The following is a 26,943-nucleotide window of genomic DNA, read 5'->3' as shown; positions in this document are numbered from 1 at the left end:
CGCTGTGGTGAGCGTTGACGATGTGGGTGTTTTCGGGCGGCCGGATGCCGTGGCTGTCGAGAAGATCGGCCGCCGGCTGATCGAATCGGCTTTCGGGCAGGACGGCTCGCTGCTGACACCTGGACAGCCGATCTGGACGACCGACCATCTTGCTGAGCTTCAGCACCACTACGTCGAACGGCCGAACCTCGGATCAGGCGGACTGATCGAAAAGCTCGACGAGCAGCTGGCGACAACCTCATCGGGTGCCGTCCAGCTCTTCGCCGAGCTTCTGATCCTCAACGTCTTGCCCATCAGTAATCTCGGCGGGCAGTTGAAACTTCAACAAGTCCAGTCGGTGCTGGACCGCTGTGATCCGCCCGTCGAGATACCCGACGAGGTGAAGCAGGCACTACTGGAGGGACATGCCTTTCACGGAGGACCCGCGTACGGCGGCAACAAGCCGAATCAGTTGGCGTACCTGATAGCGGTCGCCCAACACTTCAAGTCGCTCTCCGAGCAGCGCAGGGTTGACGCACTCATCGAGCCGCTGATCTTCCGCTCCGAGGTCGACGCTGTCGAGTCCGGCCAATGGGCGCAACGGCAAGCACTCCTGTATCTGGCCTTCCCGGATTTCTTCCTACCGATCGTCAGCCGCGGCCAGCGTCGCCTGATCCGTGACACCTTCGCACCCGAGTACTTGGGTCGGCCTGTCGGTGACGTCGATGAGGACCTCCATCTCATTTATGAAGCGATGGTGGACCAGCACGGCGTGGTCGATTTATACAAGTCGCCGTGGCTGGAGATGTGGCAAGAACCGCCGGTCATCGTTGATCCGGCTCCCACCGACGAGGTGCGCCACGCCTGGCGGGTGCACGGCTCCAACGTCAAAGGCCAAGACATGGTGCCTATTTGGCGAAAGAAAGGCACGGTGTCTCTCGCTGCGAGCTTGCTGCGTCACGTCGAGCCCGAGGTCTCGAAAGATGAGCTCAAGGGCTTCGTCGAGGAGGACTACCGCTCTTCGGGCTACGCGCAGCGTCAGGAGAAGCTCGACGAGTTCTATGCCTTCCTGGCGCGCATGCACCCAGAAGACCTCGTTGTCACCGTAAGTCAGGGACAGGTTTACTTCGGGACCATCACCGGACCGCCTGAATTCGTGAAAAGCAGTGACCAGCGGTCCAATCTCAGACGCACCGTCAGGTGGTATTCCCGCTCATTGCCGTTAGCGGACCTCCCAGCCGAGGTATCGGCTCGTTTCAGTGCCCAAGGCGAGGTTCTGGACCTCACCCAGCATTTGGACACGCTCGTGGCCTTGGCCGAGCATCGGCAGCCACCGAAAGGGCCTGCCTCGCTGAACCTTCCGGATGCCACCGATGAACTGGCGACGCGTCTGAACGTGCCCACGGAGTGGCTGCAGGAATGTGTCGACCTGCTGCGAGACCGCCCGCAACTGATCTTCTACGGCCCGCCAGGGACGGGCAAGACCTACATCGCTCAGGAACTCGCACGGCATCTCACCACCGGGGCGAATGTCAAGATCGTCCAGTTCCATCCGGCCTATACCTACGAGGACTTCTTCGAGGGATACCGGCCCAAGGAACACGGCGGCGGCCAGGTCGGCTTCGCCCTCACCCCAGGGCCGCTGCGCTCCCTGGTCGACAAGGCCAAGGACAATCCGGATGCGGTCTATGTGCTGATCATCGACGAGATCAACCGGGGCAATTTGGCCAAGGTTTTCGGTGAGCTCTACTTCCTACTGGAGTATCGCGACAGCGCGATCGACCTTCTCTACTCCGCGGACAACACCGAGCCGTTCTCGCTGCCGAAGAACATCCTCATCATCGGGACGATGAACACCGCCGACCGTTCGATCGCCCTCGTCGACGGCGCGATGCGCCGGCGCTTCGCCTTCCTTCCGCTGCATCCCTCGGAGAGCCCAACCAACGGGATTCTGCGCAAATGGCTCGAGGCGACGAACCGTCCCAGCGAAGTGGCCGAACTACTCGAGGAACTCAACTCGCGCATCGAGGATTCCGACTTCAAGATCGGACCGTCCTACTTCATGCGGTCGGCGGTGCACGAGGCCGGCAACAAAGGGCTGGAGCGGGTCTGGCGCACCGCAATCCTGCCGCTGCTCGAAGAGCACCACTACGGAGACGGCACCGACGTCCGATCCCGTTACGGTCTCGACGTCATCCGCAAGGCCCTGCAGAACAAGGCTCCTGTCGGCGAAACACCGCCGGCCGATGACGGCCCGGCCACAACCCCTCCGGAAGCACCCGATGACGGCGCCGGCACCGCTGCTGCTGACTGAGGGCGAGGCCGCCCAGACCGTCGCACTCACCGACGCGGAATACCTCGCGCTGCAAGGCCTCGCCTTGGTGAACGTGACACCGACGCTGACGCACGGGCTATTCGAGGTCTCGGCCAGCCGCAAAGTCGGCGCCGTCCGCATCGGTGAGCGTCAGATCGTCGTGCGCCCGAAGATCACCGATCTTAACCGGCTTGTGTTCCTGCTCGGCTATGCGAAGGATCTCGGCATCTGGCGTGACGATCTGGTGCATCTCTCCGCCGACGAAGATCTGTTGCCTGCTCTGGCAGAGGCCTTCGGCCGGCTTGCCCTGCGCGCGGTGGAGCAGGGCCTCTTGCAGGGATACCGCACCGTCACCGACCGGCTGCCGGTGCTGCGCGGCCGGCTGCTGGCGGGCGAGCAGATGACCCGCCTCTACGGCCTTCCCGTCCCGGTGGCCGTCGAGTACGACGACTTCACTGTCGACATCGCCGAGAACCAATTGCTGCTGCTGGCCGTCAATCGGCTCATCACCGTTCCCAGGCTCGCGGAGGTAGCGCGTCGCCGCCTGCAGCGACTGCGGCGCATCCTCGCCGACGTGACGGTTTCGCCACGCGGCGCGGTACTGCCGAAATGGCACCGCAGCCGACTCAACGCTCGGTACCACTCGGCACTGGCCCTTGCCCACATCGTGCTCGCGGCGGAGTCTTTCGAGCACCGCGTGGGTGACCTCACCGTTACCGGCTACATGTTCGACATGTGGCGGGTGTTCGAAGACTTCGTCACGACCGCGCTTCGGGAGTCCCTTCACTCCCAAGGTGGCCACAGCGTGTGCCAGAAGTCCCTGAGCCTCGACCTGCGCGACCGGGTGGTGATGCGGCCGGACCTGATGTGGTTGCGTGGCGGGGAGGTGCGTGCGGTGGTCGATGCCAAGTACAAAGCCGAACGGCCCGAGGGCTTTCCGAATGCGGATCTCTATCAGATGCTGGCGTACTGCACCGTGTTGGGCCTTTCTGAGGGGCACCTGGTGTATGCGAAAGGCAATGAGCCAGTGGACTTGCACACCGCTCGGGGCAGCGGTGTGGTGATCCATTGCCATGCCCTCGACTTGAGCGCTCCGCCGGCTGAGCTGTTGCGGCAGGTCGATCAGCTGGCGGCAACGGTTGCGACGCCGACGGGCGCACTGAGCGTGGGGCCGTAATGGCATCAAAGAAGGTGGATGTCGCCGTCTACGACGGCGACCGGCTCGTGACCAAGCTGGCTGCTCGTCCGGTACGGCTCATGCCCGGTGGGTACGCCGGCGTCGTCTACAACGCAGCGGTCTATCCCCTGTACGCAGACGACTGCATCAAGCTTGCGGACGAGCCGGTGGACAAGGACGACTGCGACCGCTTCGTACCGGCATATAAGGACACTCCGTACGCGCCTGAGGACAGACCGAACGAGGGAGATGACGACGCAGGCCATCTCGGAATCGAGGCCTGGTATCTGGAAAGCAACCAGTTCGGCCACTACCTCGTTTTCGATGCCTTGGAGACTGCCGCGCGGCGGCTCGTCGACGCGGTCGAGTCGCATGGTCTCGGAGTCAGACGCTGGGACGAGAGTTCCCGCCCAGCCGACAATGGTCAGTTCTACGACTGGTTCATCAGGTTGGGCTTCACAGGCTCGCGTGAGGAGTGCCTGCGTCGACTGGCGGCCCTGCTCCAGGACGAAGAGATTCAGCAGGATGACGGCTTAACTGAGGTGCTGGCTGCTGCCGAGTCTGATTCCGGCTCCGCGCACCTAGACCAGATGGTGGACGCGGTGTTTGCCGCCGTCACGGAAGATGTCGATACCGGCCAGGTAGTCGAGTTTCTCGAGTTGCTCGACCTGGAGGGAAGCGGCGAGCACCTCGGCTATTTCAGTTGGCGCTACCGCGAGGCAATGACTCGTCCCGGCGCAGCCTTTGACGGTTCCGTTGAGAGCCGCCTGCGAGTGCTCGCCACAATCGTCAAAGACGACAAAGAACTACTGGCGCGATTCATCCGCAGCTACGGCAGATTCCTTGACCAGTCCCGTGGTCTGACCCGGAGCGCGATTGACGCCGAGTTTGACCGGGTCGACCTCGACGCCAGCTGGCGGTCGGCTGAAGACGCGCTGCGTCGAGCGAGGGCAAGCACAATCTTTCTGATCCACGCCTCACTGCTGATCTTCGGGGACGACGACTGTAGAGAGCAGCTGATTGACAAGGTGCGCCAGCTGGCTCCTCCGGAGCCGCACGGGTGGCGCCAGTACCCGCAAAACGTGATCGCCGCGATCGACAACTTGGAACGGATGATCGGCTTCGTCGAGCAACTACTATGCGGTGACCTGGATGATTTCGAAGAACGGTTCGTCAACGGACAGGACGAACTGCTTGCGCTCGAACGCGGTGACTTCGACTTCATCGCTGAGTTGGCCAGCGTCGCAAAGGTTTCGGCTGGGGCGGTGGACGGTGACCTGCCGTTTGTGGTCCTGCCGCCGGGTGAACTGATCCAGTCGTTCATCACGGAACTACGCGCGAAAGGCAGCTATCAAGGTCGAGAGATCGACTTGAGGCGCGTCGAGGTGCTGAAGCGGCTTGAGGATTATTTTCCCTGAAGCGCGTTGCCGAATCCACCGTGGCGCCTTCCCGTCGCGTGGTCGGGACAACCTCTACGTCGTTCTGTCCATTGCACACCCTGGCGGCCGTGGTGAGGACGCCGTGGCGATAAGCCCTTGCAGGGGCGAGCATGCGACGTTCGTTGTGCGCCACGATTGCGGCTCCGGCCTGCCTTGGCACGTTGTCCTCTCCCAAACCAAGCGCGAGGCGAAGTTACTTGGGGCCCGCCGGCTGTTGTTCACTTCGAAGTCGGGACGCGGAATCGACGAATACGAAGCCATGCTGGAGAAACTGTTGTGGCTGCTTGAATCCGAGCCCGAGGACTTCGATTGGGGCGGAGCATCTCTGGATGAAGAGTTGCATGCCGACGACGGTCGACCGGGTTGGAAAGGTGGTCGGGCTGGCGAAGGCGGCTCGTCACCGGGGGTGGCGGGAAAGATCGTCAACTGGATGTTGCGACGGAGGTGAGTGACCGAGTTGAACCGCAGACGCGGACGACTTGGATGCGGGAGTTCAGGCCTTCAGCACCGGCGTTGGTGATCGGGTGGGCGAAGTAGGACAGCAGCCCTGCGCCTCGTGGCGCTTCAACGTCTTGGCTGCTTCGATGATCGGCTTGAGCCGCGAGCGCTTGAAGTGCTTGGCCGCCCTGCCGCTACCGCGGCGCTTGTAGGACCAGAAGTGGCGCAGGTCTTCCTTGATCCCAGTAAAGAAAATTCTCACAACCGGCAACGCTGCCTCGAACTCGTTCAGCTTGTCGGGCACGACAGCTTGGTCCGTGGCGGCGGACGGGAGCGCCAGCGGACGGGAGCCGTCACGGCGTTGACGTCAGGCGTGTGGATCGACGAGAAGCGCGATCAGTTCGCCAACGGCCTTGCCGAGATGATTGAGGACCGCAAGGCCCTTCTCGGCGGTGGCTCGTGAGGGGTAGCCGATGACGCCGCTGTCGGTGTACGCGCTCATGCCGACAGTTGTCAGATGCCGGCGGTCGGGCGCGCTATGGTCGGCGGTCTGCCATCCGTCGCGGACGTGACCGGGATGTGTGGCGAGCAGGATTGACGTTTCGAGTTCGCCGGCGTGCATGTCGTCATGATTAGTGCTGGTGATGCCCGCGGCTTCACGCGCTTCCGTCCAGACTTCGCGACTCGGAAAAAGGCCGACGCGGATATCGCCCTTGGTGTTGGCCTCTTGGACCGCGTTCGACAGCACATAGTTGCCGCCGTGTGCGTTGACAATGACGAGGCCGCGGGTTCCCTGACTGTTGAGTGAGTCGATGAGGTCGTTGACGATGCTGTTCAACGTGGTCGCGCTGATGCTCACCGTCCCCGGAAAATCCGCGTGCTCGTGCGAGCATCCGAACGCCAGCGTTGGGAGTTGAAAAACGTTGTGCTGTCGGCTGATCGAATCGGCGATGGCTGTTGCAATCAATGTGTCGGTGACAAGGGGAAGGTACGGGCCGTGCTGCTCGAATGATCCGATCGGAAGCAGCGCCAATGCAGCCTCGGGCTCGCTGTCCTCGGTTGTCGTGGTCGGCATATCCAAGCCGATCTCTCCTTGGTGGTGAGTCACAGGTTGAAGTCTCCTCGCAGAGTTTCCTCGATCTTGCTGCGCAGTGTTTGCAGAGGCAGCGTTGTTGTTGCTCTGGCGCGGTCGCGAATTAGCTTGCGGCACTGCCGTAGTTCACGCCGCGTCCGATCTGATGGCGCCGACAAGTACGTGCTGATCGTCTGGGGAAGCAGTTCGACCGCAGTGCGGGAGTCGCCGACCATGATCGTCGCTCGCAGCAAGCGAGCCGAAGCCACGGCGAAATCGCGACGCTGGCTGCCAGGCCAGCTCCCGTGGTGTTCGCGCAGCAACTCCAAGGCATTCGCCGCATCGCCAAACATCATCAGTCCCGAGGAGATCTCACCGGCAACGTAGGCGGGCGAAGCATAGATCGCGTGATCGTCCGGAACCGGCTCGATCTGTGCGATGTGGACGGCGTGCGCCGAGAGCCGGGCAAAGCTCTGTCGGTCGCGATCCGCAGCCGCCGCCAGCGCTTGCTGACGCGCAATGCTTGCGGCGAGGCGCCCCACGGAGATCCCGCTGATGAGTCTTGCCGCGCCATCTGCCAGTTCGACCGCCAGCCTCGGGTCGGACCGCAGCACGATGTTGGATCGCCGCATGAGGACGGTCGCTTGCAACGAGGGGTCTGCTGAGCGGAGGTGATCCTCTGCTCGTGTCGTCAGCTCCAGGGCTTTCAGTGCGTCACCGCTGTCCTGGGCGATCCAGCCACCAAGCTCAGCGATGCGGCCAGCAGCCCGGCGTATCTCGGGGCGTACGGCCGGCGGGGTAACGCGGATGAGTTCCTCAATCGTGGTCAAGTCACGGTCCACCAGCTCTCGGGCGTACGCGGGACCGAAGATGTGCTCAGCTCGGATGTGCGCTGCACGCTGTTCCAAGATCACGGCGAGCACGTCGCCGTCGAACTCAGCCTGCACCAACAGCGGACGCGGAAGATCTGTATCGACGGCGAGGCCGAACAGGCGGTCCTCGTCCTCCTGGAGCGCTTCGGCCAAGAGCCCCCTCCAAAGCGGCCCTGGCTGACGCCCACGTTCGAACTCGACGATTTGTCGTCGAAGTGAGTCAGAATCGATGGCCTTCAGCCGTTGCTTTATCCGAACGCGCAAGACTTCGGCGGCTAGGTCATTCTGACTCCAGCCCCATTCAGCGCGCGCAGCACGCAATCGCTGTGCGCTCATCGGTCGTGAAGCTGCAGCGTCGGCCACACCCCGATTTTGCCTGATCAACCGCACCGCTAGCCGCACCTTGGCGCGCAGTTTCGGTCTCCCCCTGTCTCCCTGCGGCTCCCTTACGCAACCGGCAGAGCACTGGTGTTCTGACCTGGTGGCGATCGCCACGTCAAACAAATCACAGGTCAGGAGCAAATCCGATGAAACTCAAGATTGACACAACCGGGGTGTCGTTCGTCTGCACACGGGCACCGGAGCAACGCGTCGCCTTCGACACGGGACAGCCGCGGATCGACCGCGAAACGGGTCAGCCGCTGTGGCAAGTCCAACTGATGGCCCTCGATGTCTCGGGCGCCGAAGTCATCGCCGTGACGGTCGCCGGCGACCCCGGCGTGACAGTAGCTCAGCCTGTCCAGGTTGACGGCCTGATCGCGTCGCCCTGGAATCAGGACGGGCGCAGCGGTGTCGCGTACCGCGCAGACGCCATCCGCGCTTCAGGTGCACCCCTGTCGGGGGTGGTCGCGCCGCCGAAGACGGTGCCCCCGTCAGGAACGTCGGCCGGTCCAGGCAAGACGGCCGCCTGAGCGAGTTGGTCGGGGACTGCATCACGGACCGCGGTCGAGCGGCGATGCAGTCCCCGATTCTCGAAGGAGATTGCAATGTTTGATTCCTCGAACACCCGTAAGCCGAAGCCGTCAGGCAGCACTGAGTCTGATTGGGACGAGACCATAACGCTGATCGTCACCGGCCTAGCGAAGGGACTCGGGATCCTCATCTGGTGGTCGGTGTTGTTTCCGATGATCAGCCTCCCCCTGCTAGTGAGCTTCTGGATTGGATTAAGGTACGCGCCGATCCTGGGATTGCTCCTCGCCGTCGCATCGGGGTCAGCGCTGGCGGCGTGGGCCTACCTCTCGCCCGAGTCGTTCGACGAATGGATCACCGCCAGGATGTGGTCACGATGGCGGACGTGGTGGATCTATCGGCACCGCTGGGAGGCCATCTGCACATTGCACGGTCTGACGGCCTCGATGGCCGGCCGCACGCTGGTGCCAACGCTCCGGTCGGTATCGATTGGTGCGATTTGTGACGTCGCGGTCGTTCGGATTCTTGTCGGGCAGTCGGTCGCCGACTGGCAGAACAAGACGCTTGCGCTCGCCGAAGCCTTCCGAGCTGAGCGGGTGACGATTCGTTCCCGCAGACCCGGCGAGGTCAACATCACCGTGCATCACCGCGATGCCCTGGCCGGTGTCGTTCGGTTACGACGACCGAGCCATGAATCCCATGCTGACCTCACGAACATCGATGTCGGCATCATCGAGTCCGGAAAGCGTTGGAGTATCCCCGTCTTGGGACATCACATTCTGGTCGCTGGCGCTACCGGCGCCGGCAAGGGATCCGTTCTCTGGTCGCTCATCTCCGGACTCGCGCCAGGCATACGTGCAGGGACAGTGCGTCTGTTGGTCGTCGATCCCAAGGGAGGCATGGAGTTTGGCCGCGGCCAGCGACTGTTCACCGGATTCGCCTACGACAACGGCGAGCGCACACTGGCGCTACTGCGGGCAGCGACTCAGGTCATGCAACAGAGGGCCCAACGGCTTCGCGGTCATACGCGCTTGCATGCTCCATCTAGCTCGGCGCCCCTGATCGTCGTCGTGGTGGATGAGATCGCCTCGCTGACTGCCTATATCGGCGATCGCAAAGTTCGTTCCGAAGTCGAACAACTCCTCGGGCTGTTGCTCTCTCAGGGCCGGGCTGTCGGGGTCTCGGTGGTCGCGGCAGTACAAGATCCGTCGAAGGACGTGTTACCGATCCGGCAGTTGTTCTCCATACGGATCGGGATGCGGATGACCGAGGCCACTCAGACCGCCATGGTGTTGGGTGCCGCGGCCCGCGACGCGGGGGCGCTCTGCGACGAGATATCGACGGCGACTCCCGGCGTGGCATATGTCTGCCAGGACGGACGTGCCGAACCCATCAGGGTGCGTGCTTTCCATGTCACTGACGCCGACATCGACTATCTCGCCGAGCATTTCCGACCTTCGATCGGAAAGGCGGCACGGTGAATGGCTCGGTGTCGGACATTCCGTCGCTGCCGGATGCACCGGCCGGGGTCGACAGCTCCGCCGTACTGACACAGATGGTGCGGCGGGCTGCGTCGCCGAGTTTCGACACATGGTGGGATACCGCGGAAAGATGCGGATTCTGCGCGAGCCCAATCCGCTTGAAGGCCTCCGACGAGTTCGGCAGGCAGCATCACGTCCTGACCAGGTGCAATAACCGCCGCGCTACGGCGTGCCCGTCATGCTCTGATCTGTACGCCCGCGACATTTGGCAAATGATCCACGCCGGGCTCAACGGGGGACATCACGGTATCCCCAGTACGGTCGCCGATCACCCACAGTTGTTCGTCACGCTCACCGCCCCGAGCTTCGGCGCTGTTCACACGACACGGCGCAACGGAACCTACCATCCGGGGAACCAGCAAGGTACAAAGTGCGCACACGAGCGCATCATCCGATGCAACTGCACCCACAGCCTGCATGATCCCGCCGTGGGCCAGCCGCTGTGCAGCGAGTGCTACGACTACGTAGGGCACGTTCTCTTTGCCTGGCACGCTCCCGAACTCTGGCGTCGATTCACCATCCGCCTCCGCCGGTCGCTCAGCCAAGCACTCAGAACGCGCGGCGCCGACCCCAAAGGCACGAGGCCGTCCTTCGTCAAAGTCGTTGAGCTACAACGCCGCGGCGTCCCTCACTTCCACGCCGTCATCCGCCTCGATGCGGCTTCACCTCCGGGAGAACAACCTTCTCCCCCGGAACCCAATCTCGATATGGCCGACTTCGTCGAATTGGTAAGGCGGGCAACGGTCGATACCAAGCTGGCGATACGCAACGACGTCGTTCTGCGCTTCGGCGAGCAACTGGACATCAAGTCCATCAGCGGGGCAGGCATAGTCGGCTCCGACGCCGACGTCCACAACCGCCGTGTTGCCGGCTATCTCGCCAAGTACGTGACCAAGTCGGTGACAGACCACGGTATCGATTCCCGGCGTCTCAGCGAGGAAGGAATCGATCAGCTCGATGTGACGGATCACGTTCGCCGAATACTCCAGACGATCGTTTCCGTCGCCCGCGACGAGCAATATCAGGAGATGACCCTCTGGCTGCACACACTGGGTTTCCGAGGGCACGTGACAAGCAAGTCGCGACAGTTCTCGACGACCATGAAGGCCCTGCGCGAGCATCGGGCTGACTGGCGGCGGGAGCGGGCAGGATCACATCCGGAAGCCGCCACGGTCCAGCAACTGATGTGGGAGTTCGAACGCTCGGGATACGAGAACCTCGGTGACCGCCTGCTGGTCATTTCGGCTTCTACTCGTGCTCGTGAGCAGCGCCTTACCGGGCGTAACGCGTTGAAGGAAGGCGCGTGAACCGAGGATGCTGCTAGATGGGCGTTGGTACAGTAGCAACGAGCTTGCCGAACTCCTCCACGTGGACGCCTCGACCATCCGGCGTTGGCGAACCGCACGACCGCCGCAGGGTCCGGCATTCGTTCAAGTATCTGATCGGGTGTTCATGTACAACTCGGACGACGTTGAGATGTGGCTCGCCAGTCGGCGCGTCGATCCTGGTGAGGTGGCGTGATGGTTGATAAAGTCGCTCTGCCACTGGGGATTTCGCTAGCTGCTGACATCGAGGAGCGCCCCGGCGGGGCGTACCGTGCACGTGTCCGATGGGTCGATCCGGCCGTCAAGAAGCGAGTGTCCAAGTCTGAGACGTTCACTACGCGTGAAGCCGCCGAAGACTGGATCAACCGGATGCGTCAGTCCGCCGGTCGCGGCATCGACCCAAACACGGCGACGACCACCCTCTCGGAGTACGGCACGACCAACATGAAACTGGCGCTTCGTGGCCTGGAAGGCAAGACCACCGATCCGTACCTCGCCGGGTGGCGGAAGCGAGTCGTGCCATCGCTCGGCCACCTACCGGTAACCATGATCACCAACGGCGCGGTCGATCGGGCCGTTCACGCGTGGATCGCTGACGACTGCAGCCGTTCGACCGTCAAGAACAGCCTCGCGGTGCTGGTTCGGGTCATGGAGCAAGCGCTCCGCGACGGGATCATCGATCGGAACCCGGCTCGGATCAGCGGCTGGCAGCGCGAGTACAAGCTCGCCGAGGATGAGCTGGACGACCCGCGATCCCTGGCGCTGCCGGACTGGTCTGCACTGGTGACCCTCGCTGACGCATTGGTCGCAAACTCGGCGGATAAGTACCAGGGCTGGGGCGACGCTGTCGTCTTCGAGGCGTGCACCGCCGCGCGCATCGGTGAAGTCTCCGGCTGCCTCGTTCGCGACATCGACACCGAAAACTGGATCTGGACCGTGTGCCGCCAGACGACCCCATCCCCCGGCGAACTCACGCACGGCGCCACCACCGCATCTGGTGGGGGCCTGGTCGACAAAAACACCAAGGGCCGGCGAGCACGTCAGGTGCCGCTGATCGAATCGATCCGCGACCTCATTCAGCGTCGGATCGAACTTACCGCCGGTGAACCCCATGCGCGGCTATTCACCGGCCCGCGGGGCGGGCGTATCACCACCGCCACCCTTCGCGACGCGACCTCTTGGGATGAGGTGGTGACCAAACTTGGCTACGAGCAGCTGACGCGCCACGGCCTGCGGCACACGGGGCTGACATGGATGGCCGACGCAGGTGTCCCCCTGCACAGTCTTCGCAAGATCGCCGGCCACGGGAGCATCACGACCACCCAGCGCTACCTGCATCCCGATCGGCAGTCCGTCGCCGATGCCGGTGAGTTGCTGACGCGGCATCTCTCGTCTAACGTCGGGCGCAATCTGCGCGTGGTGTAGGTACCGATCCCGTTGTCCCAGAGTCGATATCATCGACCTTGCCATCCGACCTACCAAACAAACGTGGTCGATCTGTTCGGAAGCCAGCTTAATTTAGTTACTTCGGCGCTTTGAAGGCGATCGCAGTCAAGGACCGCGTTGCGCTCTCAAGAGAATCGAAGGCATTGGCGAGGTCTGTTTGGAGCTTCTCGAACCTGTCGAACTCGTCGACCTCGCCTCCACGATGCGCGGCCTGCATTGGTCCGTTCCAGTTCTCAGCGGCGCGCCTGATCGTCTTCAGCGCGGCTTCAACCTCGGAATTGCTGGTAAGCAGCTCGGCTGTGATGACCTCGTGCTTGATCTTGTCGCAGAGGACGATGTGCTTCTGCCTGACATCCATTAGCCGCGAAGATCTCTCGGCAGGTGGCGGGTCATTCCGCGCGGTCTGCTCACGATGCGTCATCGTTGCGTCGAACAGCTCGCGTTGCGAGTCAATCATTTTCGGTCGTTCCGATAGCACGGTAGCGACTTCCTCGCGTAGCTGATCGGCTCGCTTGTCAGCTCGGTTCGCCGCTCCCTCTGAGCGTGTCGTCCATCGAGTGAGCCAGACACCACCGAGGGCGAATACAGCGCCCATGACCGGGCCTGTAGTCAACTCACGGAACCAGTCACCCCAAGTCAATTCTTTCCCCCCCCCAACAACTTGCATTCCGAATGGAAACCGACGCAAGCTCTACTGCGCGATCCGTAGCGTTGTTCCTCACGGAACATGGAGCAGGATCTGTGTCCATGGGTGGTCCCCGACCACGGCCACGCCCTGGCCATCGACGATTATCCCTCGGAACGACTTGTGCCCGAGTGCCCATCGTCGCTGGCGGATCTCGGCGAGTGACCGGCGCCGCCACCGCACGCCGTTCCAACCGGGTGGCGGTTCCCCACCAACCTCACGAATCCAATCCGGCGCGAGGAATACCTCTTCGCCGTACACCATCAGCTCGGCAACGTGGGCGTCGTACTCGACGCGCTCTGACTTCATCGTTTCTTCCACCTTGAGCCAGAACCATTTGTAGAACTCGCGTACGGCAGCCGTGTAGCGACCGATGATCGGAATCAGATCAATCGAATCGCCGTGTTTCTCAAGGTATTTACGAACCACTGCCGTCAAACTGTCCCACTTCAGAAGTGGCTTGACATGCAACCGAAATTGGAACTCTGCCGCTGGCACCGACTGTGAAAACTGCCACGCCGGGTTCAAGTAAGGAAGGAATCGATGCTGAGAGTAATTGCGGAGCTCTTCTAGAAGTTTGGCCTCGTCCGCTTCGAACACTGCCAGGCGCTTGGTGGTGTATTCACCTTGCTCGAACCCAGAGAGCTCCTTGCCGAGCTTGGGCCAGATGTCACGCAGAACTGCGCGCTGACCTGAGATAAGCGACTTCACGGAGGCGAGCAAATTCGCGAGGAGTCGAGCTAGCTCGATGCCGAACGGGTCGCCGACGTCCGGGTTGAATGGCTGACTATGGCCAATCTCGGGGTAGCGCAGGACGTGGGCCTGTAGCTCCTCAGCGTTCTTACTGAATGCGTACGAGGTCAGATTGAGATCGCGCATCATCACGATCACCTCGAACGGCCGCATCTTCGTCAGCATCGCCTGGCGCCGCTTGTACTCGGCGATCCATGGGTTCGTCCAGCTCGTGGTGGACTCCCGACCGTCCTCGTCGCCCCCCGCTGCCTCCATGAACCTCATGATTCCACCCGCATCCGACACTTCCCGGTGGTTCCGCTTCCGTGTCCTGGAACTGACTGTTGGTTCCCGTCCGGTGCAGGCCGCTCCAGGATTTAACCTGGGGTGAACACCGACCAGCAGCTCCGCTGTCTACTCAGCCGATCGCTGCACATACACCATCTGGTCCCAGTCTGGTCCCAGACGCCCGGTCGATGGGAGACTCACGGCGAGAATCTCCGCAGGTGAAAGCCTACTTCTCTTGGTCGGGCTGACAGGATTTGAACCTGCGACCACTTGACCCCCAGTCAAGTGCGCTACCAAACTGCGCCACAGCCCGTTGCCGCCCGAACTACCGTCGGCAGCAGGTCGAAAGCCTACCGCAGGCCCCACCGCCAACCCGAATCGGCCACAGGTGTCACACCGTCAACAACCGGTACAGCCCGATCAGCCCCACCACCACGATGACCGCCCGCAGCGCGTTCGGCGACAGCCGCCGCCCGTAGTGCGCCCCGAGCCACCCGCCGACCAGCGATCCGGCCGCGATCAGTCCCGCCGCCGGCCAGCTCACCCGGTCGAACGCCACCACCGTGTAGCCCACCGCCGCGACGATGTTCACCAGCAGCGACAGCAGGTTCTTCGCCGCGTTCATCCGCTGCACGTCTTCGGGCAGCAGCGCCCCCATCACCCCGATCAGCAGGATCCCCTGCGCCGCGGTGAAGTAGCCGCCGTACACCCCCACCGCGAACGTCCCGACCACCAGCGCCGCCATCCGCGCCGGCGACACATGCGAAGCCGACCGCCCCGCCTGCTCCGCGCGCTGACGCGCATAGGCCTGGATCCGCGGCCCGATCACCACCAGAACCAGCGCCGCAACCAGCAGCACCGGCACGACCTGGGTGAACACCTTCTCCGGCAGATGCAGCAGCAGGAACGCGCCGATCGCCGCGCCCGTCACCGACGCCGGAATCTGCCAGCGCAGCCGATCCCACTGACCGCGCAACTCGGCCCGATACCCCCAGGTCCCCGACACCCCGCCGGCCACCAGACCGATCGCGTTGGACATCGTCGCGGTCACTGGCGGATACCCCAGCGTCACCAGCGTGGGAAACGTGATCAGCGTGCCCGAGCCGACCAGAGAGTTGATCGCGCCCGCACCCATACCGGCCAACGCGATCACGATCATGTGGGCGACAGACACTTGGTCAATCCTAATCGCCCCGCAGGCACGCCCGGCACTCGCCGTCAGCCCAGGCCGACAGTCAACGAAACCTGTTCGCGCTCAATCAAAGCCCGCAAGCCAGTCGAGCAGGTGGTGCACCTCGACAGCTATGGAAAACGGGCCCGGCTCAATACCTGAGCGACGGCTCAGCGGCCGGCGTGGCCACCGCCACCGCCGCCGACACGGACCTCCCCACCGCCGCCCGGGACGGCGTTGAAGCCCGGCTGGGCGACCTCCGCTTCGGTCAGGTTGTCGCTGACATCGGGGATCACCGACGGCGCGCAGTTCATCGAGAAGTTGTCCTCTGTCTCAGTCTCCGAGCATGCCAGCACCCGCGGCCCGGGGCCCGAATGCGAGACCGCGAACACCGCGACGGCGGGCGCAGCCGCAATCACGGCTCCGGCGAGCACATACGCCAGTCGCCTGGTACCGATAGACACCGTCGTCATGACGGCTCTCCCTCCCGAACCGGCCGGAGAGCGAACCCCGGACGCCGAAAACCTCATCACTGGCAACTTACCGCCCAGCAGCCCTCACAACCCAGCAAACGCCCGAACTCAGCGTGGCTTGAGCTTGCGCTTCTCGCGCACCCGCACGTTGATCCGGATGGGAGTGCCCTCGAAACCGAAGGTCTCCCGCAGGCGACGTTCCAGGAAGCGGCGGTACCCGGCCTCCAAAAAACCGCTGGTGAACAGCACGAATGTCGGCGGTCGCGCGGTGGCCTGGGTGGCGAACAGGATGCGGGGCTGCTTGCCGCCGCGCACCGGCGGCGGGGTGGCCGCGACCACGTCCTTGATCCAGGTGTTGAGCTGTCCGGTGGAGATGCGCTTGTCCCATGACGCCAAGGCGGTCTCCATCGCCGGCACCAGCTTCTGCACGGCCCGGCCGGTCTTGGCCGAGATGTTCACCAGCGGCGCCCACTGCAGCTGATGCAGCTGCAGGTCGATCTCGCGGTCCAGCAGATAGCGCCGGTCCTCGTCGACCAGATCCCATTTGTTGAACACCAGCACCAGCGCGCGGCCCGCCTCGATCACCATCGACAGCACCCGCTGGTCCTGCTCGGTCAGCGCCTGCGACGCGTCGACCAACACCACCACCACCTCGGCGGCGTCGATGGCGCTGTGGGTGCGCACCGAGGCGTAGAACTCGTGTCCGCTGGCCTGGCCCACCTTGCGGCGCAGCCCGGCGGTGTCGACGAATCGCCAAGTCTTGCCGTCCAATTCGATCAGCGAGTCCACCGGGTCGACGGTGGTGCCGGCGACGTCGTGCACCACCGATCGCTCGGAGCCGGCCAGCCGGTTGAGCAGTGAGCTCTTGCCGACGTTGGGTTTGCCCACCAACGCCACCCGGCGCGGTCCCCCGCCGCCGGTCCCGACCTCGGAGGCCACCGGCAACGCGGCGACCACCTCGTCGAGCAGATCGGCCACACCGCGCCCGTGCATCGCACTGATCGGGTGCGGCTCGCCCAGGCCGAGTGACCACAGCGCGGCCGCGTCCGCCTCGCCCTTCTCGTTGTCAACCTTGTTGGCCGCCAGATACACCGGCTTTCCGGAGCGCCGCAGGATTCGGGCTGCCGCCTCGTCACCCGAGGTGGCACCCACGATGGCGTCGACGACGAAGATGACGGCATCGGCGGTCTGCATCGCGACCGAGGCCTGCTCGGCGACCAACTGTTGCAGTCCCTTGGCGTCGGGCTCCCACCCGCCGGTGTCCTGGACGACGAAGCGGCGGCCCACCCAGTTCGCGTCGTAGGACACCCGGTCCCGGGTCACTCCGGGCAGGTCCTGCACGACTGCCTCGCGCCGCCCGAGGATCCGGTTCACCAGAGTCGACTTGCCGACGTTGGGTCTGCCGATGATGGCCACCACCGGCGGCGGCGCGTAGGCCTCACCGGTCTCGTCGTCGAATCCGTCCTCGGCGAACTCCCATTCGCTTTCGTCGGACCACGTGCCGTCCTGGGTCATCGCATCGCCCCGCTTCGTTGCTCGACAAGCTCGACCAGTCGGGCGATCACCTCGGCCTGGGGCATGTCGCTGGTGTCGACGATCAGTGCGTCCTCGGCCGCCCGAAGCGGGGACACCGCACGCGTCGAGTCCAGGTGGTCGCGGCGGCGCACATCGGCCAACACGGCCTCGTAGTCGTCGGCCAGGCCGGCGGCCACGTTCTGGTCGTTGCGCCGGTGCGCCCGGGTCTCGGCCGTCGCGGTGAGGAAGATCTTCACATCCGCATCCGGCAGCACCACGGTGCCGATGTCGCGGCCTTCCACGACGACACTGTCGGCCCCCGAGGCCAATTCGCGCTGCAACCTCACCAGCCGCTCACGCACCTGCGGAACCGCGGAAACCGCGGACACCGCGCGCGTCACCGCGTCACCGCGGATCTCGACCGAAACATCCTCGTCGCCAAGATAAGCCCGGTCCACGTCCGGGTCGTAGTCCACCGACAGCGGCACGTCCGAGGCGGCGGCAATGGCCGCCGGGTCGTTCAGATCGACTTCCGCTCGCAGCATGGCCAGCGTCACGATCCGGTACATCGCACCGGTGTCGAGATAGCGGGCACCCAGCGCACGCGCCAATCCCCTTGACACCGAGGACTTTCCCGTTCCCGCCGGCCCGTCGACGGCCACCACCACCCCGCTCACATCCCGACCGCCTTGTACAGCTCGCCGACTTCCTTGCGGGTCAGCACCCGGATACTGCCCGGCCGCTGCTCCCCCAGCGACACCGAGCCGATCTCGGTGCGCACCAGCGCCTCCACCGGATACCCGGCTGCCGCCAGCAGTCGGCGCACAATCCGTTTGCGTCCCTCGTGCAGCGTCACCCGCACCAGCGTCTTGCCGGGCACCGCGTCGACCACCGCGAAGTCGTCGAGCTTGACCGGCCCATCCTCGAGTTCGATACCCGCGCGCAGCGTCTTGCCCAAACCCCTTGGCACCGAACCGGTCACCGTGGCCAGATAGGTCTTGGGCACCTCGAACGACGGGTGCATCAGCCGGTGTGCCAGCTCGCCGTCGTTGGTCAGTATCAGCAGTCCCTCGGTGTCGGCATCGAGGCGCCCGACGTGAAAGAGATTTTTGTTGCCGCGCACCCGGTGCTCGACGAGATCACCGATACACGGCCGGCCGCGATCGTCGGACATCGTCGAATGCATGCCGATCGGTTTGTTCACCGCCAGATAGACCATCGAGTCGTCGAGGATGATCCGGCTGCCGTCGACGCGGATGTCAGCGGTGTCGGGGTCGACGCGCGTGCCCAGTTCGGTGACGACGTGCCCGTCGACCTCGACGCGGCCGTCGGCGATCATCCGCTCGGCCACCCGCCGCGAGGCAATTCCGGCCTGTGACAACACCTTCTGCAGGCGTACCCCTTCGGTGTCAGCCATCGGTGTCCACATCGAAGGCGATGTGCTGGTCGGCGGACCGGCCGCCGCCGGAAAGCTTGGCGAAACGTGGCTCGCTGTCCAGGGTTTCGCTCAAATCGTCGATCACGTCGACATCGGGCAGCAGCGGGGCGATGTCGGGCAGGTCGGTCAGCGCCGTCAACCCCAACCGTTCGAGGAACAGCTCGGTGGTGGCGAACGTCGTGGCACCGGAGTCCTCGTCGGTGCCGGCCTCGGTGATCAGTCCGCGCGCGACCAGGGTGCGGATCACCGCGTCGACGTTGACCCCGCGCACCGCACTCACCCGGGCCCGGGTGACCGGCTGGCGGTAGGCCACCACGGCCAGTGTCTCCAGCGCCGCCCGGGTCAGCTTGGAGCGCGAGCCGTCGAGCAGCAGCCGCTCGACATACGGCGCATATCTGGCGCGGGTGTGCATCCGCCAGCCGCCGCCGACTTCGCGCAGGTCGATCCCGCTGTCGCGGGCTCGGAGTTCCGCGGCCATCGCCTCAAGTTTCTCGGTGATGCGCGTGACCGGCTGTTCGGTCACCGTCGCCAGTGTCTGGGCGCTCACCGGGGTGTCCACCACCAGCAGCAGCGCCTCGAGTACCCGGATCAGCTCGTCGTCGTCCAACTCGGCGTTGGCGACGTCGATACCCAGGTCGAGATCGGGCGCGTCGTCGGTCATGGCTAGCTTTGCTCTTCTTCCCACTCGGATCTGACCAGCTCTTCGTTCACCAGCCGGTCCCCGGTCCACGAAACCTGCAGCACACCAAGCGGTTCTGACTGCTCGAATGCTACCGCCCTGGCCCGATACAGTTCGAGCAGCGCCAGGAACCGTCCGACGATCTGGATCGGCTCGTCACAGTCGGCAACCAGCTCCCGGAACGAGGCCCAGTGGCCCACGCCGCGCTGCTCGAGCATCGCCAGCAGCCGCTCGGCCTGCTCGGGCACCGACACCTGCGGCGCGTGCAGGTGCTCGGTGCCCACCGTCGGCACCGGCCGCGGAGTGAACACCGCGGCCGCGATCTGGGCGAAGCTCTGGGCGTCCACACCCAGCATGACCTCGGGCAACAGCTCGGAGAAGCGGTCTTCCAGCGCCACCGCACGCGGATAGCTGCGCAGCGCGGCGGCCTCGAGCTCGGCGAACATCTCGGCGACGTGCTTGAACGCCCGGTACTGCAGCAGCCGGGCGAACAGCAGGTCGCGCACCTCCAGCAGAGCGAGGTCTTCTTCGTCGTGGACTTCGCCGGCCGGTAGCAGCCGCGCGGCTTTGAGGTCCAAAAGTGTGGCCGCAATCACCAGGAAGGCGGTGGTCTCGTCGAGTTCGAGGGCCGGGCCGATCTGTTTGGTGTAGGTGATGAACTCGTCGGTCACCTGATGCAGCGCCACCTCGGTGACATCGAGACGGTGCGCGAAGATCAGCTGCAGCAGCAGGTCGAACGGACCCTCGAAGTTGGTCAGCCGGACGCGGAAGCCGCCCTGTTCGGCCGCGGGCCCGGCCGTCACTTGCCGAAGCGGTCGATGACCTCGCGGGCCAACGATCGGTATGCCTGTGCCCCAGCGGATTTCGGTGCCCACGTGGTGATGGGCTCGCCGGCGACACTGGTTTCGGGGAAGCGCACAGTGCGGGTGATGACGGTGTCGAACACCAGGTCGCCGAACCGCTCGACCACGCGGGCCATCACCTCGCGGGCGTTCACGGTGCGGGTGTCGAACCGGGTGACCAGGATGCCGCTGATCGACAGCCGCGGGTTGAGCCGGTCGCGGACCTTGTCGACGGTGTCGGTGAGCAGCGCCAGGCCGCGCAGCGAGAAGTACTCGCACTCGGTCGGGATCACCACCCCATCCGAGCAGGCCAGGGCATTGACGGTGAGCAGGCCCAGCGACGGCTGGCAGTCGATGAGGATGTAGTCGTAGCGGTCGAGCACCGGGTAGAGCGCCCGCGCCAGCGTCTGCTCGCGGCCCACCTCGTTGACCAGCTGAATCTCCGCGGCGGACAGGTCGATATTGCTGGGCACCAGGTCCAGGCCCTCGACCCGGGTATGGATCAGCACGTCGCCGATGCCGACCCGCGGTTCGACCATCAGGTTGTGCACCGTGGCGGCCAGTTCGTAGTGCGGCACACCCAGGCCCGCCGACAGCGCCCCCTGCGGGTCGAGGTCCACCAGCAACACCCGGCGGCCGTACTCGGCCAGCGCGGCGCCGAGGTTGATCGTCGAGGTGGTCTTGCCGACGCCGCCCTTCTGATTGCACATCGAGATGACCTTCGCCGGGCCGTGCGAGGTCAGCGGCCGAGGTTCGGGGATGGTGCGGGGTGGGCGGCCGGTGAGACCGATCGGTGCGACGCCGTCTGCCTCGTCGGTCACGCCCTGGCCCCCCGCATCGGGCACATCGGCGGCGTGGACATCCGCGCAAGTCTATCCATGTGTCTGTTGTGCGAGAGCCCTACCGCTGACATCACGCTCTCGGGTGCGCCCCGGCCCACACTTCGCGTAGCGCATGCACCGTGACCAGCGTGTAGATCTGGGTTGTGGTCACCGAGGCGTGCCCCAGCAACTCCTGGACCACCCGGACGTCGGCGCCGCCGTCGAGCAGGTGGGTGGCGAACGAATGGCGCAGGGTGTGCGGTGAGACACCCGAGTTGATCCCGGCGCGTTCGGCCGCGTCCTGCAGCACCTGCCAGGCGCTCTGCCGCGAGAGCCGGCCGCCGCGGGCGTTGAGGAAGATCGCCGGCGTGCCCCGCCCGCGGCGGGCCAGTTCCGGGCGGCCGCGCACCAGGTAGGCGTCCAGGGCGGCCACGGCCGGGCGTCCGATCGGCACCAGCCGCTGCTTGCCGCCCTTGCCGCGCAGCAGCGCCGAGCGGGCTTCGGTGTCGACGTCGTCGACGTCGAGGCCGACGGCCTCGGAGATCCGGGCGCCGGTGGAGTACAGCAGTTCCAGCAGGGCCCGGTTGCGCAGGGTCAGCGGTCCGTCCGACGGGCCGTCGCCGCCGGCGCCGTCGAGCAGCGCGAGCACCTCGTCGAGGCTCAGGGCCTTGGGTAGCCGCCGGCTCGGTGTCGGCGGCTTGACCGCGCGGGCCACGTCGGCGTCGACGATGCCTTCGGCGGCGGCGAACCGGTGCAGCCCGCGCACCGCGATCAGCGCCCGCGCGGCCGACACAGCCGACAGCGGCACCACACCGGTCTCGGGGTCACCGCTGCGTAGCGCGACGAGGAACTCACTGACGTCGGTCTCGGCGACGTTGCGCAGATCGTCGATGCCGCGCCCGGTCAGGTGCTCGGCGTAGCGGCGCAGATCCCGGCGATACGAGCTGAGGGTGTTGGCTGCTACGCCCCGCTCGATGGTGAGGTGGTCGAGGTAGCCCTGCAGTTGGTCGTCCAACGCCGACCGGAATGTCGTCATGACTGCTCCTGACGCGCGGCGAACGCGCTGGCACGGTCCGGCCAGGGCGCGTCGACCGGTCGGGTCGGCTTGCCGTCCACGATCGCCGCGCGGGCGGCCAAAATGCCAACTGCGGCAGTCGAATTCACGATTTCACCAGCCAGCACCCGATCGGCGGCGTGGTCGATGTCGAACCAGTGCACGGTGAGGTCGGCCTCCTCGTCGTCGGCCTCCGGCCGCCCGACGTGACGCAACCCACGGGCCAGATAGATCCGCACAGTCTCGTCGCTGAAGCCCGGCGAGGAGGCGACATCGGCCAGCACGCTCCAATGCTCGGCGGTCAGTCCCGCCTCCTCCCGCAACTCGCGCGCCGCAGTGACCGCCGGGTCCTCCCCGGCGGCGTCGAGCAGCCCGGCGGGCAGCTCCCACAGCCGGTGACCGAGCGGGTGACGGTACTGGTAGACCATCGCCACCCGCCGGGTTTCGTCGACGGCGGCCACGGCCACCGCGCCGAAGTGCTCGACGACCTCCCGGATGGCGGTGTTGCCGCCGGGCATCCGCACCTCGTCGGCGCGCAACGCGAGAATCTTTCCGCGGTAGACGGTTTCGGAGATGACGGTGGCGAAATCGTGCTCAGCCACGGGCTACGTGTTCTGGGACCTGCTCGGCCAGCGGCGCAGATCCGTTGTCCGGATGCTCCTCGCCGTTTGGGTGTTGTTCGGGGATCTCCACCGGCAACCGCTCGGCGGCCTTGTAGTCGATCGCCGCGCCGACGAATGCGTCGAACAGTGGGTGCGGGCGGGTGGGCCTGCTCTTGAGTTCCGGGTGCGCCTGGGTGCCCACCACGAACGGGTGCACGTCGCGGGGATATTCGACGAACTCCACCAGATGCCCGTCGGGTGAGGTTCCGGAGAACCGCAGACCACTCTCGGCGATCTTGTCGCGGTATTCGTTGTTGACCTCGTAGCGGTGGCGATGGCGCTCGGAGACGTGCGTGGACTGATAGGCCTCGGCGACAATGGATCCCGGCTCCAGCATCGCCGGGTAGGCGCCCAGTCGCATGGTGCCGCCCAGGTCGGCCTCACCGGCCACCGCGTCACGCTGGCCGGCCATCGTCGAGATCACCGGATCCGTTGTGCCAGGGTCGAATTCGGCGGAGTTCGCCTCCGACAGCCCCACCGATCTAGCCGCTTCGATGACAATGCACTGCAGCCCGAGGCACAGCCCCAGCACCGGCAGTCCGCGATGGCGGGCGTAGCGGATCGCACCGATCTTGCCCTCGATGCCGCGGATGCCGAACCCGCCGGGAATTAGCACCCCGTGCACGTCGTCGAGGACGGCGGCCGCGCCGCTGTCGGTCTCGCAGTCGTCGGAGGCGACCCAGCGCATCTCCACCTTGGCACGATGGGCGAATCCGCCCGCCCGCAGGGCCTCCGCCACCGACAGGTAGGCGTCGGAGAGGTCGATGTACTTGCCCACCAACGCGATTCGCACCGTCTCCTTGGGCTCGTGCACCCGGCGCAGCAGGTCGTCCCACTCCGACCAGTCGACGTCACGGAACGGCAGGGCCAGCCGGCGCACCACGTAGGCGTCGAGCTCTTCGCGGTGCAGCACCTTGGGGATGTCGTAGATCGACGGCGCATCCGGTGTGGAGATCACCCCGTCGATGTCGACGTCGCACATCAGCGCGATCTTGTTCTTCAGGGGCTCGGGCACGTCGCGGTCGCAGCGCAGGATCAGCGCGTCCGGGGAGATACCGATGCTGCGCAGCGCGGCCACCGAGTGCTGAGTGGGTTTGGTCTTGAGCTCTCCGGAGGGCGCCAGGAACGGCACCAGCGACACGTGCAGGAAGAAGCAGTTCTCCCGGCCCACCTCGTGGCGCACCTGGCGGGCGGCCTCCAGGAACGGTAGCGACTCGATGTCGCCGACCGTGCCGCCGACCTCGGTGATCACCACATCGGGTCGGTTGCCGTCGGCGTCGGGTTCGGCCATCGCCAGGATCCGGCGCTTGATCTCGTCGGTGATGTGCGGGATCACCTGAACGGTGTCCCCCAGGTACTCGCCGCGGCGCTCCTTGGCGATGACGGTCGAATACACCTGACCGGTGGTCACATTGGCCGACCCCGACAGGTTGCGGTCCAGGAAACGCTCGTAGTGCCCGACGTCCAGATCGGTTTCTGCGCCGTCCTCTGTGACGAACACCTCGCCGTGCTGGAAGGGGTTCATGGTGCCCGGATCCACGTTGAGGTACGGGTCGAGCTTCTGCATGGTCACCTGCAGGCCGCGCGCGGTGAGCAACTGGCCGAGGCTGCTGGCGGTGAGGCCCTTGCCCAGGGAAGAAACCACGCCACCAGTCACGAAGAGGTGCTTGGTCGTGGTCTGTGGGTGCTTGCGCAATGGTGGCAAGAGCGACCTCCGTGACGACGGCGCAGGGCTTGGTTCTCTAGGCCGAAACCTAGTTGGGGCCTGCCGACCCACGGGAACTCACCTTAACACCGACACCGACAAGCCGTCGCTGACACGCCTGTGCGACGCGTTACCGTTCCTGGTTACTGCGGAACGGTGATCGAGGTCGCACCGGGGCCGGTGCCGAACTGCCCGGGTCGGGCGCCGCCGATCAGGTTCTGCAGCGCCAGCACCGTGGTGATCCGGCCGGACTCCACGCCGATGTCGTCGACGGTGGTCACCGCGGCCGCCATGCCGGCATCGGCGCGGGTCACAGCCACCGCTGAGGTTCCGGTGGCCGAGCCGTCGCGGCCGACCAGCACCGTTCCCGAGCCGTGCGGAGCCAGTCCCGCCGCGAACCGTGCGACGGTGGAGCCCTGGTTGCCGGCGTTGTCGCCAAGCGCCCCGCCGGTGACGACGACGGCGGTGTCGGCGGCGCCGACGCGGTCGCCCTGATAGGTCAGGAAACCGGTGTCGCGCAGCGCGGCCAGCACTGTCTCACGCTGCGGGTCGTCGGCCGGTTTGACCTTGGGGTTGCGATTGATCAGCAGGGCGATGCCGAGCAGGTCGCCGGCTTGCGAGCCCTGGTCGACCAGTGTGGTGCTCAGTTGCGCTCCGGCCGGCACGATCGGCGAGTTGACCACCGAACGCAGCTTCTCCGCCGAGTTGGCGTCGACGAATTCCTGGGTGAGCGCCACGGTGCCCGAGACGGTGCCGCCGGACTGGCCGATGATCCGCGTCATCGCCTCGACGTCGTCGTTGTCGGCGTCCGGGGTGCGGAACAACACCACCGACTTGCCCGCCAGCGCGTCGCGGACGATACGTCCCGACATCTGGGTATCGAACTCGTCTGCACCACTGAGCTTTTCATTGAGCGCGTTGCGCTGGTCGGTGAGCCCGGTGATCTGCTTGTTGAGGTCCTGCTTCTCGCTGCGCAGCCCCGTCAGCAGCGTGTCGGAGAGCACACCGGAACCGAGGATCACGCCGAGAGCCAGCGCAAGGAAGACCGCTGCCAGCGAAATGGCATGGTGGCGTAGTGATATCACAGCCGATGAGCCTTTCTGCTCTACGCCCGGGCTATGTCACCCAGCCCTGAATCCAGATCAAGAAGCGGTTCCAGTAGTTCACGATCCAGTCGATGACCACCGTGTCGGCCCGCGACACCCACAGCGCGGCAATGATCGCGAACAGAACGGCCAGGATGAGCATCGCGATCGCACCGCCGGAGATGTGGTTGCGGTACAGCGTGGCAACGGCTTTGGCGTCGACCAGCTTCTTGCCGACTTTGAGCCGGGTCAGGAATGTCGAGGGGTTGCTTTGCTGGCGAGACCGGTCGAAGAACTCCTCGATGCTGGCCGGGTGGCCGACGGTCACGATCAGCGAGGCGCCGTGGTGGTCGACGAGCAGCAGTGCGAGATCGGCGGCCGAGCCGGCTGCTGGGAAGGTCATCGCCCCGATGCCCAGATCCTGAATGCGCTCCAACCCGGCGGCATGGCCGTCGGCGTCGGCGGGCAGCACCACCGGGGCACCGCACTTGAGCACCTCGGCGCTCATCTGTTCGGGGTTGCCCACGATCAGCTGCGGCCAGTAGCCGCACTTGTCGAGGATGTCGGCGCCTGCGCCGACACCGACGAGCACTGGCTGGTACTCCTTGATAAACGGCTTGAGCGCCTTGAGGTCGTCCTCGGCGCCTTCCCCGTCGGCCACCACCACCACGTGACGGCGGTAGACGTCGACGTCGATGTTGGGGATGCCGACCCCGTCGATGAGCAACGGGCTCTCGCTGCGAATGAACTCGATGGTGTTGCCGGCGAAGGCTTCCAGATGAGCCACCAGACCCGTCTTGGCGTCGTGCATGAGGTCGGCGATGTCTTCGTCGCTGCGTTCGACACCGTGCACCAGTCGGCGATCGCCCGAATACACCCCACCGTTGTGCAGTCGGACCTTGGCGCCGTCCTTGATCTTCTTGAAGGCCTCGGCACCCACGCTGTCGATGAGGGCGATGTTGTTGGCCACCAGCACCTCGGGGCCCAGGTTCGGGTAGCGACCGGAGATCGACGGCGAGGCGTTGACCACTCCGGCGACGCGGGCGTCGGCCAGTGCGTCGGCTGTGATGCGGTCCAGGTCGAGGATGTCGATGACGACGATGTCGCCCGGGCCGATCCTGCGCAGCAGGCGATCGATGTCGCGGTCGACGCGGGCGGTGCCCGTCACTCCCGGCCGAGCATTGGTGTTACGCGAGAGAAGCGCTGACATCTTCATGGGGTGATTCTGTCGGCGGGACCGCGGATATCCGCGGAGGCGCGCCGTAACACCAGCCCCACGAG

The 26,943-nt window shown here is 65.2% G+C and carries 27 protein-coding genes and 1 tRNA gene; 9 read left to right on the top strand and 19 right to left on the bottom strand.

The features are described 5' to 3' along the window. The first annotated feature begins 7 nt into the window (after positions 1-7). From K9U37_RS12145 to K9U37_RS12130, 4 genes are all read left to right on the top strand, one after another. Entirely contained in the window at positions 8-2,293 is a 2,286-nt protein-coding gene (locus K9U37_RS12145) for an McrB family protein (protein WP_243071904.1), read from the top strand. Beyond that, positions 2,262-3,470, top strand: coding sequence for an McrC family protein (locus tag K9U37_RS12140; RefSeq protein ID WP_243071903.1), 1,209 nt, complete (start codon positions 2,262-2,264; stop codon positions 3,468-3,470). Before K9U37_RS12145 ends, K9U37_RS12140 begins: the two co-directional genes overlap by 32 nt. Continuing rightward, positions 3,470-4,888 (top strand): hypothetical protein, encoded by a 1,419-nt coding sequence (locus tag K9U37_RS12135; RefSeq protein ID WP_243071902.1) that lies wholly within the window; start codon positions 3,470-3,472, stop codon positions 4,886-4,888. The genes K9U37_RS12140 and K9U37_RS12135 overlap by 1 nt, the downstream gene beginning before the upstream one ends. Positions 4,889-4,991: 103 nt before the next feature. After that, positions 4,992-5,357: a hypothetical protein gene (locus tag K9U37_RS12130; protein ID WP_243071901.1), complete on the top strand. Its 366-nt coding sequence runs from the start codon at positions 4,992-4,994 to the stop codon at positions 5,355-5,357. Between the two features lie 45 nt (positions 5,358-5,402). Here the strand turns inward: K9U37_RS12130 and K9U37_RS20510 are convergent, their stop codons facing one another. From K9U37_RS20510 to K9U37_RS12115, 3 genes are all read right to left on the bottom strand, one after another. Then, positions 5,403-5,651: a hypothetical protein gene (locus tag K9U37_RS20510; protein ID WP_372489506.1), complete on the bottom strand. Its 249-nt coding sequence runs from the start codon at positions 5,649-5,651 to the stop codon at positions 5,403-5,405. Positions 5,652-5,714: 63 nt separating this feature from the next. After that, positions 5,715-6,422 carry a creatininase family protein gene (locus tag K9U37_RS12120; RefSeq protein WP_243073350.1) on the bottom strand — a complete coding sequence of 236 codons (708 nt, stop codon included), beginning with the start codon at positions 6,420-6,422 and terminating at the stop codon, positions 5,715-5,717. Positions 6,423-6,451: 29 nt separating this feature from the next. After that, positions 6,452-7,444: an NsdA family TPR-like regulatory protein gene (locus K9U37_RS12115; protein WP_243071900.1), complete on the bottom strand. Its 993-nt coding sequence runs from the start codon at positions 7,442-7,444 to the stop codon at positions 6,452-6,454. Positions 7,445-7,818: 374 nt separating this feature from the next. Here K9U37_RS12115 and K9U37_RS12110 point away from each other — a divergent pair, with 374 nt between their 5' ends. From K9U37_RS12110 to K9U37_RS12090, 5 genes are all read left to right on the top strand, one after another. Then, positions 7,819-8,202, top strand: a complete 384-nt coding sequence (locus tag K9U37_RS12110) for an SCO3933 family regulatory protein (protein ID WP_243071899.1) — start codon at positions 7,819-7,821, stop codon at positions 8,200-8,202. A 75-nt stretch (positions 8,203-8,277) separates the two neighbouring features. Beyond that, a complete protein-coding gene (locus K9U37_RS12105) occupies positions 8,278-9,681 on the top strand; it encodes an FtsK/SpoIIIE domain-containing protein (protein ID WP_243071898.1) in 1,404 nt (467 codons plus the stop codon). Between the two features lie 74 nt (positions 9,682-9,755). Beyond that, positions 9,756-11,048 carry a replication initiator gene (locus K9U37_RS12100; RefSeq protein WP_443627157.1) on the top strand — a complete coding sequence of 431 codons (1,293 nt, stop codon included), beginning with the start codon at positions 9,756-9,758 and terminating at the stop codon, positions 11,046-11,048. A gap of 7 nt (positions 11,049-11,055) precedes the next feature. Further along, the gene (locus K9U37_RS12095) at positions 11,056-11,262 is read left to right on the top strand and encodes a helix-turn-helix transcriptional regulator (RefSeq protein ID WP_243071896.1); all 207 of its coding nucleotides are present in this window, start codon (positions 11,056-11,058) and stop codon (positions 11,260-11,262) included. Continuing rightward, positions 11,262-12,491: a site-specific integrase gene (locus tag K9U37_RS12090; RefSeq protein WP_243071895.1), complete on the top strand. Its 1,230-nt coding sequence runs from the start codon at positions 11,262-11,264 to the stop codon at positions 12,489-12,491. The genes K9U37_RS12095 and K9U37_RS12090 overlap by 1 nt, the downstream gene beginning before the upstream one ends. A gap of 97 nt (positions 12,492-12,588) precedes the next feature. Here the strand turns inward: K9U37_RS12090 and K9U37_RS12085 are convergent, their stop codons facing one another. The 16 genes from K9U37_RS12085 to steA all read right to left on the bottom strand — a co-directional run bounded on the left by K9U37_RS12085 (position 12,589) and on the right by steA (position 26,878). Then, positions 12,589-12,969 (bottom strand): hypothetical protein, encoded by a 381-nt coding sequence (locus tag K9U37_RS12085; protein WP_243071894.1) that lies wholly within the window; start codon positions 12,967-12,969, stop codon positions 12,589-12,591. A 261-nt stretch (positions 12,970-13,230) separates the two neighbouring features. Continuing rightward, a complete protein-coding gene (locus tag K9U37_RS12080) occupies positions 13,231-14,205 on the bottom strand; it encodes a hypothetical protein (RefSeq protein WP_243071893.1) in 975 nt (324 codons plus the stop codon). Between the two features lie 248 nt (positions 14,206-14,453). Then, positions 14,454-14,530 (bottom strand) — tRNA-Pro (locus K9U37_RS12075). Positions 14,531-14,608: 78 nt separating this feature from the next. Beyond that, positions 14,609-15,376 (bottom strand): sulfite exporter TauE/SafE family protein, encoded by a 768-nt coding sequence (locus K9U37_RS12070; protein ID WP_252394540.1) that lies wholly within the window; start codon positions 15,374-15,376, stop codon positions 14,609-14,611. A 182-nt stretch (positions 15,377-15,558) separates the two neighbouring features. Then, positions 15,559-15,861 (bottom strand): hypothetical protein, encoded by a 303-nt coding sequence (locus K9U37_RS12065; RefSeq protein WP_243071891.1) that lies wholly within the window; start codon positions 15,859-15,861, stop codon positions 15,559-15,561. A 108-nt stretch (positions 15,862-15,969) separates the two neighbouring features. Beyond that, the gene (der, locus tag K9U37_RS12060; protein ID WP_243071890.1) at positions 15,970-17,376 is read right to left on the bottom strand and encodes a ribosome biogenesis GTPase Der; all 1,407 of its coding nucleotides are present in this window, start codon (positions 17,374-17,376) and stop codon (positions 15,970-15,972) included. Then, positions 17,373-18,053 (bottom strand): (d)CMP kinase, encoded by a 681-nt coding sequence (gene cmk / locus K9U37_RS12055; protein WP_243071889.1) that lies wholly within the window; start codon positions 18,051-18,053, stop codon positions 17,373-17,375. Before cmk ends, der begins: the two co-directional genes overlap by 4 nt. Continuing rightward, positions 18,050-18,793, bottom strand: a complete 744-nt coding sequence (locus K9U37_RS12050) for a pseudouridine synthase (protein ID WP_243071888.1) — start codon at positions 18,791-18,793, stop codon at positions 18,050-18,052. Before K9U37_RS12050 ends, cmk begins: the two co-directional genes overlap by 4 nt. Further along, positions 18,786-19,475 carry an SMC-Scp complex subunit ScpB gene (gene scpB, locus K9U37_RS12045; protein ID WP_243071887.1) on the bottom strand — a complete coding sequence of 230 codons (690 nt, stop codon included), beginning with the start codon at positions 19,473-19,475 and terminating at the stop codon, positions 18,786-18,788. Before scpB ends, K9U37_RS12050 begins: the two co-directional genes overlap by 8 nt. A gap of 2 nt (positions 19,476-19,477) precedes the next feature. Further along, complete coding sequence (locus tag K9U37_RS12040) at positions 19,478-20,296, bottom strand: segregation/condensation protein A (RefSeq protein WP_243071886.1); 819 nt, start codon at positions 20,294-20,296, stop codon at positions 19,478-19,480. Further along, complete coding sequence (locus K9U37_RS12035; RefSeq protein WP_243071885.1) at positions 20,293-21,156, bottom strand: ParA family protein; 864 nt, start codon at positions 21,154-21,156, stop codon at positions 20,293-20,295. Before K9U37_RS12035 ends, K9U37_RS12040 begins: the two co-directional genes overlap by 4 nt. A gap of 91 nt (positions 21,157-21,247) precedes the next feature. Beyond that, positions 21,248-22,192, bottom strand: coding sequence for a site-specific tyrosine recombinase XerD (gene xerD, locus K9U37_RS12030; protein ID WP_243071884.1), 945 nt, complete (start codon positions 22,190-22,192; stop codon positions 21,248-21,250). Next, a complete protein-coding gene (locus tag K9U37_RS12025; RefSeq protein WP_243071883.1) occupies positions 22,189-22,812 on the bottom strand; it encodes an NUDIX domain-containing protein in 624 nt (207 codons plus the stop codon). The genes xerD and K9U37_RS12025 overlap by 4 nt, the downstream gene beginning before the upstream one ends. After that, on the bottom strand, positions 22,805-24,577 hold the full coding sequence (pyrG, locus tag K9U37_RS12020; protein ID WP_243071882.1) for a CTP synthase: 1,773 nt from the start codon (positions 24,575-24,577) through the stop codon (positions 22,805-22,807). The genes K9U37_RS12025 and pyrG overlap by 8 nt, the downstream gene beginning before the upstream one ends. Before the next feature lie 143 nt (positions 24,578-24,720). Continuing rightward, positions 24,721-25,662: a copper transporter gene (locus K9U37_RS12015; protein ID WP_243071881.1), complete on the bottom strand. Its 942-nt coding sequence runs from the start codon at positions 25,660-25,662 to the stop codon at positions 24,721-24,723. Positions 25,663-25,693: 31 nt separating this feature from the next. Continuing rightward, entirely contained in the window at positions 25,694-26,878 is a 1,185-nt protein-coding gene (gene steA / locus K9U37_RS12010) for a putative cytokinetic ring protein SteA (RefSeq protein ID WP_243071880.1), read from the bottom strand. Between the last annotated feature and the right edge of the window lie 65 nt (positions 26,879-26,943).

This window comes from Candidatus Mycolicibacterium alkanivorans (assembly GCF_022760805.1).
GTDB classification, from domain to species: Bacteria; Actinomycetota; Actinomycetes; order Mycobacteriales; family Mycobacteriaceae; genus Mycobacterium; species Mycobacterium alkanivorans.
This window is presented reverse-complemented; position numbering and strand designations above follow the sequence as displayed.